Annotated in this window: 11 protein-coding genes; 7 read left to right on the plus strand and 4 right to left on the minus strand. The window is 68.7% G+C overall.

The features are described from left to right. Positions 1 to 230 precede the first annotated feature (230 nt). A complete protein-coding gene (locus tag OG524_RS02820) occupies positions 231 to 3,332 on the plus strand; it encodes an AfsR/SARP family transcriptional regulator (protein WP_405808904.1) in 3,102 nt (1,033 codons plus the stop codon). A 153-nt stretch (positions 3,333 to 3,485) separates the two neighbouring features. On the opposite strand, the gene OG524_RS02825 is transcribed toward OG524_RS02820, so the two are convergent. Beyond that, entirely contained in the window at positions 3,486 to 3,788 is a 303-nt protein-coding gene (locus tag OG524_RS02825; RefSeq protein WP_405392559.1) for a peptidase inhibitor family I36 protein, read from the minus strand. 662 nt (positions 3,789 to 4,450) lie between these two features. Between OG524_RS02825 and OG524_RS02830 the strand changes: the two genes are divergently transcribed. Further along, complete coding sequence (locus OG524_RS02830) at positions 4,451 to 5,521, plus strand: RICIN domain-containing protein (RefSeq protein WP_405808906.1); 1,071 nt, start codon at positions 4,451 to 4,453, stop codon at positions 5,519 to 5,521. 149 nt (positions 5,522 to 5,670) lie between these two features. On the opposite strand, the gene OG524_RS02835 is transcribed toward OG524_RS02830, so the two are convergent. Further along, the gene (locus tag OG524_RS02835) at positions 5,671 to 6,144 is read right to left on the minus strand and encodes a Dps family protein (protein WP_405808908.1); all 474 of its coding nucleotides are present in this window, start codon (positions 6,142 to 6,144) and stop codon (positions 5,671 to 5,673) included. A 351-nt stretch (positions 6,145 to 6,495) separates the two neighbouring features. On the opposite strand from OG524_RS02835, the gene OG524_RS02840 reads away from it, so the two are divergent. From OG524_RS02840 to OG524_RS02860, 5 genes are all read left to right on the plus strand, one after another. Next, complete coding sequence (locus OG524_RS02840; RefSeq protein ID WP_405392556.1) at positions 6,496 to 6,777, plus strand: TetR/AcrR family transcriptional regulator; 282 nt, start codon at positions 6,496 to 6,498, stop codon at positions 6,775 to 6,777. Between the two features lie 276 nt (positions 6,778 to 7,053). Beyond that, entirely contained in the window at positions 7,054 to 8,106 is a 1,053-nt protein-coding gene (locus OG524_RS02845; protein WP_405393361.1) for a tyrosine-type recombinase/integrase, read from the plus strand. After that, entirely contained in the window at positions 8,103 to 8,441 is a 339-nt protein-coding gene (locus tag OG524_RS02850; RefSeq protein WP_405392555.1) for a helix-turn-helix domain-containing protein, read from the plus strand. Before OG524_RS02845 ends, OG524_RS02850 begins: the two co-directional genes overlap by 4 nt. A 255-nt stretch (positions 8,442 to 8,696) precedes the next feature. Further along, positions 8,697 to 9,848 (plus strand): hypothetical protein, encoded by a 1,152-nt coding sequence (locus OG524_RS02855; protein ID WP_405808910.1) that lies wholly within the window; start codon positions 8,697 to 8,699, stop codon positions 9,846 to 9,848. Positions 9,849 to 10,358: 510 nt separating this feature from the next. Then, positions 10,359 to 10,808 carry a hypothetical protein gene (locus OG524_RS02860; RefSeq protein WP_405808912.1) on the plus strand — a complete coding sequence of 150 codons (450 nt, stop codon included), beginning with the start codon at positions 10,359 to 10,361 and terminating at the stop codon, positions 10,806 to 10,808. Here the strand turns inward: OG524_RS02860 and OG524_RS02865 are convergent. Together OG524_RS02865 and OG524_RS02870 are read right to left on the minus strand one after the other, a co-directional pair. Continuing rightward, a complete protein-coding gene (locus OG524_RS02865) occupies positions 10,765 to 11,115 on the minus strand; it encodes a hypothetical protein (protein ID WP_405392552.1) in 351 nt (116 codons plus the stop codon). The two genes, OG524_RS02860 and OG524_RS02865, sit on opposite strands and share 44 nt — an antisense overlap. A gap of 571 nt (positions 11,116 to 11,686) precedes the next feature. Then, positions 11,687 to 12,544: a helix-turn-helix transcriptional regulator gene (locus tag OG524_RS02870; RefSeq protein ID WP_351365037.1), complete on the minus strand. Its 858-nt coding sequence runs from the start codon at positions 12,542 to 12,544 to the stop codon at positions 11,687 to 11,689. Between the last annotated feature and the right edge of the window lie 163 nt (positions 12,545 to 12,707).

A 12,707-nucleotide genomic window follows, 5' to 3' on the forward strand; every position in this document is an offset into this window, starting at 1 on the left:
CGCCGGACGACGTCCTGCTAATATCCTGTCCGATATGCGGGAAGCGGACAACGGGGTCCTCGTCGCTCCTGTCCCCAGAGCCGCCGCGACAACATTCCTGTGGGTGCCGGTGGAGTCGAGGCCGGCTTCCGTCGCCGCGCGAACTTGTTGTCCGTGTGCCGGATCCTGGCCAGGTGTGTGCCCCAGGGGTGACGCCGCCAAGTGAGATTCTGTTGGGTACGGTGACAGCTGTGGGACAAGGTCTCGACTTCGGGCTGCTGGGTCCGCTGGAGGTACGGCGGGCGGGGGCGGTACTCGACCCGGGTCGGCGCAGACAGCGACTGCTGCTGATTCGCCTGCTGCTCGCCGACGGCTTGGCGGTCTCTCCGCAGACTCTGTGCGAGGAACTGTGGCCGCAGCAGCCGGGGCGGGCACCATGCGCAGCGCTGAGCTCCCTGCACGCCCACATCAGCAAGGTACGCGCGACCCTGGAACCCCAGCATCTTCGCCGCCAGGGGGCCTTCGAGATGCTGGTCACCGAACCCTTGGGCTATGCCCTGCGTGTGCCGCCCGAGAACCGCGACACCGTGCGCTTCGAGCGCTCCGTCGCCCAAACACACCGGTTGATGGACCAAGGCCGACCCGATCGCGTCGTGGAAGAGGCCCAGAAGGCCCTGGACATGTGGCGCGGCACGGCGTTCGCCGACGCCGCACACCATCTGTTCGCCGTCCAGGAGACAGCACGCCTGGAAGAACTGCGGCAGACCACCCGCGAGATCCGCACCACTGGCCTCCTCCTGCAAGGCCGGATCACCGAAGCCCTCAACGCGGCACAGGAGATAACCGCGCAGCACCCCCTGCGGGAAACCGGCTGGGCCCTGCTGCTGCGAGCCCTGTACCTCGCCGGCCGGCACCCCGAAGCGCTGCAGCGCTACACCGACGTGCGCCGGCACCTCGCCGACGAGCTCGGCCTCGAACCGGGCCCGGCTCTACGCGCCCTGCACCAGGGCATCCTCCACCATGACCTGCCGCCCCTGCACCCGGCCGACCGGACGACCGACACGGTGACCCAGCACGGCCGCCACTGGAGCGGGACCACCACGACCGGGGCGCCGGGCGGGGGCGAGGCAACCTCGTCGACCGGCCCGGCCGCCGACGGACCCGACGACGCGGAAGCCGAGTCCGACGCACGTGGTGCAGCGGTCGCGGACGGCGGGAGAACCGCGTCCCTGCCTCTGCCCTTGGCACGTCCGGCGCAACTGCCGCGTAGCCTGCCGGTGTTCGCGGGACGAGCGGCCGAAGGCGCGTGGCTGTCCGCCGTCAGCGGTGCACCGGGCCGCCCCGGGCCCGCCACTGCCCCCGCTGTGGTCATCAGCGGTGCTCCCGGTGTCGGCAAAACAACCTTCGCCGTGCACCACGCGCACCGCGTCGCCTCCTCGTTCCCCGACGGGCAGCTCTTCGTCAACCTGTGCGGATTCCACCCGCACGCACCCGCCGTCGACCCCGGTAGCGCCCTGCACGGCTTCCTCACCGCCCTGGGCGTCCCCGCCCTGCGCATCCCCGAAGACACCGCCGACCGGAGCACGCTCTTCCGCAGTCTCCTCGCCGACCGGCAGATCCTCCTCGTCCTGGACAACGCCCGCGACGAGCAGCAGGTGCGCCCCCTGCTTCCCGCAGGAGCGGGCTGCCTCACCCTGATCACCAGCCGCAACCAACTGCCCGGCCTCATCACCACCGACGGTGCCAAGCCCCTCCGGCTCGCTCTGCCCTCACCGACCGAGGCGCACGAGGCCCTCGAACGGCGTCTGGGAACCGAACGACTCGCCGCCGAGCCCACCGCCGCAGCCGACATCATCCGTCTGTGCGGACGGCTTCCCCTGGCCATGGCCGTGGTCGCTGCCCGCGCGGAACTCGACCCCTCGCTCCCCCTCCACGCCATGGTCGACGACCTGCAACACACCCACGGCGGACTCGAAGCATTCGCCGGCTTCGACACCACCACCGACGTGCGCACCGTCTTCTCCTGGTCCTACCAGTCACTGGATGAGCACGCCGCCGGGCTCTTCCGCCTGCTGGCCCTGCATCCCGGCCCCCACATCACCGCCCCCGCCGCAGCCAGCCTCGCCGGCCTTCCCCTCTCCCGGACCCGCCGCGCACTCGCCGAACTGCTCAGCTCCTGCCTCGTGGAACAACCGCTGCCCGGTCGCTACAGCCTGCACGACCTCCTACGCGGCTACGCCACCGAGCTCGCTCACGCCCACGACACCGGCCAGGGTCGTCATCACGCCACTCTCCGGGTCCTGGACCACTACATGTTCACGGCCTGCGAGGCGAACCGGTTCCTCAAACAGGACACATCGCACGACCTCGAACTCGGTGCACCCCGCTCGGGCGTCACTCCGGAAGAACTCACCACCGTCAAGCAGGCGACCCGATGGCTCACCGCCGAACACCACGTGCTGACCGGCCTGCTCCACACCGCCGTCAGCCAGAAGCTCGACCCTCACACCACCGGGCTCGCCTGGTCACTCAAGGAATACCTCAACCGTCAGGAGTTCTGGCCCGAAGCCATCACCGCGCTGACCCCCGCCCTCGAAGTGGCCCGACGTCGGAACAACCTCCTCGAAGAGGGCCGTTGCCTACGGCACCTGGGTGGCATCCACGGCTACCTCGGCCATCAGGAGCAAGCTCTGCACCAGCTGCAACACGCGACAACGATCTTCGAAGAGCTCGACGACATCGGTGAACAGGCACGGGCCCACTACGTCACGGCCTGTGCGCTGTTCCTGTTCGGGCGGACCGCGGAAGCTGTGGCGGCCTCCGAGCGAGGACTGGAGCTCTCCCGTGAGACAGGCGAAGAGTTGTGGTTGGCCGAGTGCCTCCTCGAACTCGCCTGGTTCCACTCCAACCTGGGGAACCTCGAGCAGAGCCTTCTGTACAGCGAGGAGGGCATCGCCTTGTTCCACCGCCTCGACGCGCCCTGGCAGCTCGCCCAGGGGTGGGACATTCTGGGCCACAACCTCCGCCTTCTCGGCCGTTACGAGGACTCGGTGACCACGTACCAGCGTGCGTCGAGGGCGTTCGGGGAACTGGGGGACCACAGGAACGCCACCGGCACACTGATGCGGCTCGGCGACACCCGGCTGGCCATGGGCGACCGGGAAGGCGCACGGACGGACTGGGCCGACGCCCTCGAAAACGCTGAAGCGCGGAAGATGGCACACAGCGCTCAGCAGGTCCGTGACCGGCTCACCGCCCTCGACATGGATGAGGACCCCGCGCCCACCGTGCCGGAGAGGGCGGTCGGGAAGCACAAGCTCCCGGTTCCGAGGAGTAAGGGTCCTGCGCTCTGAGAGCCTTGGCCGGGATGGTCCGGCGGACCGGTCGGAGTGCGGGACTTCTCAGCTGTCCCGGACGGCTCCGGCCACCGGCTGGGTTGTCCGGGACAGCATCTGCCCCGACGCCTGAGGACGGCCAGTGCGGCAAGATCCCCCGACGGGTGAGGACTACACGAGCTGGAAGCTGGTCAACTGATCGTTGTGGATGGGCATGACGCCGGTCGAGCCGTCGGCCCGGTAACACCTCATGCCCTCGTGCCGGTTCATGCAGACGGTGCGGCTGGTCCGGTTCCAGACCGAAGACGTACGGTCGTTCATGTAGCTGCCGACGTTGGGCCTGCTGTTCGGGCTGGAGAAGAAGCGGCCTTCGTAGATGCTGTGCTGCCAGATGCAGAAGTGCCCGGGAGGACACTGGCTGTAGTGCGCCTGCGTGGCTGGGGCGTTGAACGTCACCAGGGCGCCTGCCAGCACTGGCTCCGGACAGCAGGACGCGGCGGAGCCGTGAACCGATCGCAGATGTTCCTCTTCGTTCCGTCACGGGCGAACTCGCCGGGACACCATGTTCGGAACCTCGCCCTCGGAAGGCGCGGTGGAGCGTCCGTCGCGGAGCTGCGCGCCATGATCACCGAACGTGTGTCCCTCCGCTGTGAACGACCGGAACAAGGCGCCGGTTCACCTGCGCGTGTGGAGACGCACGAGGGTGCAGGTGATCACCGAGAAGCACCTCGATGTTGCCGTTGCCGGAGGTGAACACAGCGTCCGACGGGGCGAGGTCGTTTCCTCCAGGGCATTAGGCTTCCGCACGGGTCCGTGCGTGAACCGATCCTGCCGTTCACTCGTCCTCATCCGAGGAGAGGCCGTATGTCCGCCGCCCGGCCGTCGGCAACCGAGTGGTCGAACCGTGCCTCTGCCGTCTCGGCGAGGTGTCTGTTCGAGGCACAGGCCGGCCCTGGACCAGGGCGTCTTCACGTACCGGGGCACCGAACGGAGTTCGGACATCCCGGGCCGAGCAGCCGCCGACGTCGTCCTCGGGCCCGTTCTCGAACCCGTCAGCCTTCCGCACCGGGCGGCCGTCCGCCGGCCCCACCTCCCGACCCGACCCCTGACTCCTCGGACGAATGAGAGCAAGAACGATGCCACAGACGGACAGCACGGATCCAGCCGGCATCCCGGCGGGTGGCGAGACAGGCCCCGGGCCCATCCCGTTGCCGGTCCGGAAGCCGTCGACGGACCCGGCAAAGACGTCGGGCGAGACCCGGACACCGGACGAGGCGCAACGCGCCAATGTCGCCCGGGCGCTGCGGGCGACCCGCCGTGCGGCGTCCGGTACGTCCGGCACACCAGTCCCCGCAGCTCGCCCTTCCGGTGCCGGGAGCACACCCCCGCCGCACGGCCGCCCGCCTGAGGAGAGTGCGACATCGCCGTCCCGCCTTCCGCGCACACGGGTCCTCGTCGGGGCGATCGCCGGCGCCCTACTGCTTCTCGGGGCGCTCCTGCTGCCAGGTCTCGGCGACGACCCGAGAACCCCCACCGCGTCCCATCTCGCCGGCGAGAACCCGCGGGCCGGAAGCACCCGTTCCGAAGCCGCCCCTTCCGACGAGGGGGCGAAGAACAGCGCGGAGTCCGCGGAGGAGAAGCGGAAGGCCGGCAACACCGGGGAGGTCCCGCCGGACGGCGCGGAGAAGGACCAGGAGAAGGGGAAGAACACCAGCGGGGCCCATGCGCCCGAAGACGTCGGCGAGGCCGTGTCCGACAGCTCAGGAGTTGCCTCAGGAGCCGGTGCGAAGACGTCCGGCGACGAGGCGGCCCCTGACCGCAAGGACGGTACGGTGACCGGGCAAACGCTGACCGGCCGGCAGTCGGGCAAGTGCCTCTCCGGAGGAGGCGCCGGGGCTCAGCTGACCATCCGGACGTGTGACGGCTCCGCCGATCAGCGTTGGGAGTTCCGCTCGGACGGTACGGTCCGTTCGCAGGGCCTGTGCATGGATCTCGTCGGCGCCTCGAAGGACAACGGCACAGCCGTCCGGGTGGCGTCCTGCACCGGCGCAGCCGCTCAGCAGTTCGATCTGAACGCGACCGACGACTTGGTGGCCCGCTTCGCCGCCAAGTGCGTGGATGTCTACGACAGCCGGTCCGCCGACGGAACCCGAGCCGTCCTGTGGCCTTGCACCGGTGCCGCGAACCAGACCTGGACCCTCCCATGACCGGGACGACGAGGCGATCTTCGCCCGACACCAGGAGCGCAGGGCGAGGATCGCCTCGCAGGAACCGTCCGTTCGCCCTGTGCGGACGCCACGCCGAGCAGCCCCGGCTCACAGGACGTACGCCGAGCGGTCAGCCGCAGGAGGACCGGTCAGACCCGGTTCTCCGCCTGAAACATCCAGCTCTGCCTCTCCAGATCGGCCGCCAGTCCGATGAGGAGGTCCTCGGTGACGACATCCACCGGGCCGATCTCGACGATGCGCTCACGCAGTCTCTCGGTCACTGCCGAGAGCGCGTGCACCAAGGCCTCGACGGCGTCGCTGTCCTTGGTCCAGCCTGACGGAAAGGCGGGCACCCCGCTGGTTCCCGCTATGGTCGCGGCCCGTCCGTCCGGGCTGACGCCCAGTGTGGCCGCGCGCTCGGCCACCGTGTCGGCGTGGTTCCTGGCGATGGTGGCGGCCTCGTCGAGCTGGACGTGAACCGAGCGGAAGCGCGGGCCGTACAGGTTCCAGTGGGCTTGCTTGGCCACCAGGGACAGGTCGAGAAGGTCGGCCAGGGTCGCCTGCAGCGCCGCACCCGCGGTCTCGCGGTCGGGCTCCGGCAGAGAGTTGTTGATGACCGGCATAGGTGTGCGGTCCTTTCGTGAGTGGCGCCGGCGTCCTGGTCGCGGACGTCGGCGACTGCCGTTCGCAGAAACGTGCCGCAGCTCGTTTCTGTGGGGCGTTGATGAGCCCGAGGCTAGGAACGGCGGGAGCCCTCCTTGGGTTCAGCTCGTCCGGCACGTGATTCCGAATCGAGCGTGCGGGGTTCTGCCCGGGGGACGACGGGCCCCGGGCAGAGCCCGTACGTCCATGCGTCCGTGACCGCAGCCGACCGCGCCCCGGCTCAGCCCTCGCCCCGTCACGAGTCCCGACAACCGCTACCGCTACCGCTACCGCTACCGCTACCGCTACCGCTACCGAAAGTGGAATTCCTCATGCAGACGACACCGGCAACTCCAGCCCCAGGTCCGTCCCGGCTGAGCGAAGAACGCCGGCGCATCATCTTCGCGGCGGTCCGGGAAGTGCTCAAAGACGTGGGCTTCGAAGCACTGACGATCGACATGGTCAGCGCGGAGGCGCGCACGAGCAGGGCAACTCTCTACCGCCGGTGGCAGCACAAGACTCAGCTGGTGGCAGCGGCCCTCGAACAGAGCGAACACATCCACATCGACGCCGTCGACACCGGCACTCTCGCAGGCGACCTGGACGAGGTCTAGTGGATGACGCGCGGGTTCCCGGAGCGCCCTCCAGGATGCTGAAGGGGATCCTGAGCAGGTCAGAGGCACGTCCAGTCGCCATTTCGCGGTCTCCAGGAATTTGCGAGTAACTATGAGAACTCCTGAGCTTCTCCAGTAATCTCTGTGCTTGTGTCAGATTCCGAAGGTCGCACCCTCACGCTCGTGCCGCCCCGCAGCGCGGTGGAGGAGGAGTCTGGGCCGATCGAGACCGGTTTGGCCGACGTCGTCACCCTTCAACGGCGACGCCAAGCACGGATGTCGGCACAGGACGAGGAGAGCTTCTTCGTCGACGCGCTCACCGAGTACCAGTGGGCCCGGGACGCTGCCGGGCTGGCGCCGTCGACGATCGACCAGCTGATCAAGCCTGTCATCGAGGTCTGCGACTTCTACGGCACCGTTCCCTGGCAGCTGTCCCCGCGCGAAGTCGACAAGTACTTCGCCGGCCCGGGGAAGCGCGCCCACCGCACCAACCAGCTGAAACTGCAACATATCGATGCGTTCTTCGCGTTCCTCGAGCAGCGTTACGCCCACGAGATCATGATGCGGTTCGGGGCGGCGGTGGAGTCGCCGATCGACCCGTTCAACAGGCCGCATCATCGCGGTGACTTTGGGCTGAGGATCCCGCCCTCGCAGACGGCGATGAAGGAGTTCTTCGCGCGCTGGCGCGAGCAGCTGCCGTATGCGCGGAAGTACCCGGTCGCCTGCCGCGACTACGTCATGACCAAGGTCGCATACCTGTCGGGTGTCCGGGCGGCCGAGCTGTGCCCGGTGACGATCGGGGATATCCACTGGGAGCACGGCCAGTGGGGCCGGTTCGTCGTGGACGGCAAGGGATCCCGAGGGTCGGGGCCAAGGCAACGCGAGGCGTATCTCTTCCGCGAGGGACGGGAGTTGCTGTGGTGGTACATCGAAGAGGTCCGGGCGGAGTTCGGCGACGACGTAGAGCATACGTCGGCACCGTTGTGGCCGTCGGAGCGGAAGCCGAAGGCGGTGGCGGCACTCAACTTGCCGATCGCTCCGGCGATCACGCCGTCGACGTTCCGCCGACAGCTGCACGCCGCGGCCGCCAGTTACCTGACCGGCCCGGTCACCGACCTCTTCCCGCACCTCCTCCGGCACGCCTGCGCGACCCACAACTACGAGCGCGGGATGACGTTGTGGGAGGTCCAGCGGGTTTTGGGCCACGAATGGGCAACCACGACTCTTCGGTACATGGCGACTGCCCAAGCCGACCCCGAGCATGCCAATGTTGCTTCGAGCTCGCGGGCGGCCCAGCGCCTGGTGATGGACAAGGGGAACCTTCGGTGAAGTGGAACTTGAGGATGGTGGCGGCCCAGCGGGATCTGTGGCGTCCCACCGAGCTGCTGGAGGCCTTCAAGACGGTCGGCTTCACACCGTCGCTGAGTAAGGTCGCCGCGATGTGGAGCGGCACGCCGGTCACGGTGCGCCTCGACGATCTGGACAAGATGTGCGCGGTGCTGAACTGCACCGTCGGCGACCTGCTCCAGGCCGAGCCGCTCGCTGCGAGCGCGAGCGAGGGTGAGGAACTGCGCAAGGCCGTGGGAGCCGAGGAGAGCGGAGGCGGGCCCGTGCGGCCCACGCCGCGTCGGACGAGCGGACCGCGCTCACTGCCCCCGAACTGACGGATGGGGACGAAAGCAACCCCGGCGGAGTGCACGGACTGCCGGGGCTGGGGCATGCTCGGGTCGGCGACGTGCCAGGGGTGTACGGAGTGGCGGAAGAACCACCCTGAGCAAGGACCGTGCCTGCGGTGCCGGCATGCGGGATTCCTCAACTCCGACGTCCTGTGCCGGGCGTGCCTGCACGCGGTCAGGATCGAGGAAGACGCGGCGTGGGTCACCGATCCAGAAAGGAGCCCCCCGCGCAGCCGCCAGCTGATGCTGCTCTACTACGGCCTCGCTCCCAGCTACGCCCAGCCGCTGAGGAAGTACGGCCGCCGCACGGGCCGCGTCGGCGCCGACCAGCGTGAGCGGCTGCACTGGGTGGAACACCTTCGCGCGGCGGCGGAGGCGCCGACGCGAAACGATCCTGCAGTGCTTCCGCCCGCCTTCCCGGGGCAGCTGCCGCTCTTCCCCGTGCGCCGGATGCTGTCCATCGACATCTGCCGCCGCATTCTGCAGCGCCCGCTGACCGGCTATGCCGAACTCGTCGAGCACACCGCGGCCTTCGCGGCCGAGACCGGCGTCAGCAAGCCGATGCAGCGCAAGCTGCTCGAGATGCTGCGCCTGGCGCTCGCCGTCCGAGACGCCGATGGCGACGACCACGTCGACGAGCTGATGCTCAACGACATACCCAACTACACCCGATCTGTCCGCGAGATCCTTCTGCGCGCCGGGATGCTGCGGGCCTGGGAGGAACCGCACGAGCCCCGTGAGCGGCAAAAGCCCAGGACCACCGGCCGCCCGCGCCGGCCCCGGCCGAGCCACCCGGAAACCCCGCGGTCTTGCCGACACTGCGGCTGCTGGTTCTCAGCGAAACTGCGCCAGGTCTGCCTGACCTGCGAGGCGTTCACGCACCTGAAGAGGAAGAGACTCGAAGCCTCCACCGGCACGTGCGAGCGCTGCCGACGTGCCGACCTGCCCCTTGCCGGCGGACTCTGCCGCGGATGCCGCGTGCACATGGTGATCCACGGCCGTGAGATCGACACCCAGCCCTGGACCCAACTGTTGCTAGGCGCACCGGTTCCGGCGCGACACGGGGGCCCACGCCGTGAGGACGAAACCCGCATTGCTGCGCCACCCAGACCTGTCTCCGAACACCTGGCCGCTCCCGGGCAGCAGCCGCTGTTCGAGATCCGACGCAACTGGCGGCCGGTCGTGGAACTCGGCCTGCAGAACCTGCCGTCGCTGACCACCTCCGCTCAGCAACTGCTCACCGACCTGGACCGCGTGATGAAGGAGGAGATGTGGGCCAAGGGCCCGGCCTTCACAACACGGCGCACCTTGAACATCTTGGTGTCCTGGCTCGGTGCCGATGCCCCCTGCTGGAGTCCGACATCCGGGCCCTCGTGGAGACGAGTCGGCGAGTGACCGGCCGGCGGGTCTCCCAGTTCCTGGAGGCCCGCGAGCTCCTGGTCCCGGATCCGGAATTCCGCAGAGACACGCATGAGGTGAGACTGAAGGAGGAGCTCGCTGCGCTGCCCGAGACGATCGCGGAAGAGGTGGCCGTCTGGATCAAGGTGGTGCGAGGCGAGGGCAAGTGGGAGCACTCCGGCCGCACCTACCGCAGCATCTTCCGGTACTTCCATGTCTTCAAGCCGATCCTTCAAGGATGGCTGGCGGACGGTGTCGAGAGCCTCCGGGAAATCAGCCGCGACGACGTGAAGGATGCGATCGCCACACGCAAGGGGACGCCCGCCCGCACGATCCACATCGTCCTGCGGAACGTCTTCCGGGCCCTGCGGCAAGAGCGAGTGATCTTCAAGGACCCCCACTCGTGGCCTCATCTTCGCCGGGATCCAGAAGCCTCCCCCTTCCGTACCCTCGGACCGGCTGGCGGGGGTCCTCAGCCACGCGAAGGACGACTTCGAGCGCTTCGTGATGGTGCTGGTCTGCGTCCATGCGCTCAACGGCACCGATCTGCGCCGGCTGCTGCTCACGGACCTTGACCTGTCGCGTGAGCGTCTCGTCGTCCGGCGCCCCGGCAAACGGCACATCATCTACCTGGACGAGTTCACCTATCGCTGCGCCTCTGACTGGATCCGCGAACGTCACCGTCGATGGCCGGTCACGAGCAATCCGCATCTGCTGATCACCCGCTGGTCCGCAGTCGACACGACGCACTCGGTCATCAGCGGAACCACGTTCAACAAGGTCTTCCGGCCCACTGGACTCACGATGACGACGCTGCGGCAGGACCGGATCCGTGATGAGGCGTTCGAGGTCGAGGACCCGCTGCACCTGATGCGTCTGTTCGGCATCAGCTCCGACACCGCGATGCGGTACGTCACCGCGGCTCATCCCGAGCGCACTGCGAAGCTCCCGCGATGAGTCGAGCGACGGCGCAGGGGGGCTCAGGTCTCGTCCTCGGGTTCGAGCTCCTCGAACTCCGGCAGGGTGAGCACCTTCCACCTGGGGTGTCCTCGTCCTCGTCGTTCGCCAGGACGAGGACGCCGCCGTCGGGGAGCCGGGCGGCGGTGGCTATGCCGGCCAGCAGGTCGAAGGCGCACTGCTGCAGGACGGTGTTCGTCTCCCGCACGGCCGCCGCGTACTTCTCACGGCTGCCGAGGCCGAGGAAGTCGTGCTCCTGGGGATAGCGACGTACGGAGACCTCCGTCGGGTTCTTCTCCCCGGTCACCTTCACCAGGAGGTCGCCCGCGGAGACGCTACGGCGGAAGAATCCACCCGCGCATCAGCCCCTCCCGAACGACCCAGAACGTCTTCCTGTTCACAACGCCCGCCGGCATCTTCGACGGCTGGACCGGCGAACATGTGCACTTCACCGGCGAGGGGGCAGCGAAGGAACGGATCAGGTACCCACCCACGGCAACAAGTCCGTCCTGCACCATCGCACCGAAGACCGCACCCTGCGGCTGTTCCGTAGCACGTTTTGCCCAGGTCGAGGCGGTGCTTGTCCTGGCCACCCAAGCCCAGCACTTTCACCTGGATGTCGATCCGCACCCCACTCGCCTGCTTTCCGGCCCCTTCCTCCAACCAGCCACGCCGATGAGGGCCACAGTGCGGGCCGTTTGAAGATCCAGCGTCCACGCACCAGCCGCTCGCGTGGCCGTCACCCCCGTCGGTTCCCTGAGGCGTCGGCTGCGCGCAGGAAGTACCGAGAGTGTGGTGCCGGTCGCCGTGTCCTGTCCCGCTCTCCACGCGACGGCCGCGTCGAAAGGCGCTCGGCTCCGAAAAAGACCTCATGTGCGTCAGGAACCTGTGAACGTGTCGGCGCCGAGCACGGTCAGCAGGGCGAGTCTGTCGTGGCTCTCGGTGCCGGGCGTGGCGGTGAAGATGAGCAGGGACTGCCCCTGGTCGGGGTCGAGCAGTGTCTGGCAGTACAGGTCGATGCGTCCGACCTCGGGGTGGACGAACCGTTTGGCGCTGCTCCACCGAAGTCCCACTTCCTGGCGGTTCCACAGCTCGGCGAATTCCTTGTTGTGCTGCAGGTCGGCCACCAGCGAGGCGGCCGGCGACCCGGGCCCCTGCGCGGTGGCGCTGGCGCGCAGGACGGCGACGTAGACGCGGCTGTGCAGGTCGTGGTCGTCCGGCAGGTACCGATGGCGGGCGGCGGCGGGGTCGGTGAACCACCGGTAGAGGGCGCTGCGCGCCGGGCCGGTGTGACGCGTCTCGTCGCCGAGCAGCGCCACGGCCGGCGGCGTCTGCTGCAGCGTCTCGCCGACCGGGCCCACGATCTGCGCCGGGGTGTCCTGCAGCCGGTCCATGACGCGCAGCAGCCCGGGACTGATGTGTGCTTCGCGCAGTTGCCGTGTCTGAAGGCGGTGCCCGCACAGCAGGAACAAGTGGTCGCGCTCGTCCGGGGTCAGGCGCAGGCCCCGGGCGATGGCTGCCGCCATTTGCTGCGACGGCTGGGAACCACCACCGCGTTCGAGCCGGGCCAGGTAGTCGGCCGACATGTCGCACAGCTCGGCGACCTCCTCGCGGCGCAGCCCGGCCGTGCGCCGTCGTGTGCCGCGGCGCAACCCGACGTCCTCGGGTTGCAGGGACTCCCGGCGTCCGCGCAGGAAGCCGGCCAGGCCGTCGCGATCCAGTGTCGTGTCCACCATCAGCTTCCCGCCTCGAATGCCTCGTGCCGTATGTCGTATGCCGCCACCTCATGGTCCGGCACGTGCGCACGGTTAGCCACGCCCTGCCGTTCAGTGGTTGGGCATGTCCTTCATCCGTCGGCACGGTCCGTTTCTACTGGGCGATGTCAGGAATCGGGCAAGC

The organism is Streptomyces sp. NBC_01520 (assembly GCF_045040375.1).
Classification (GTDB): domain Bacteria; phylum Actinomycetota; class Actinomycetes; order Streptomycetales; family Streptomycetaceae; genus Streptomyces.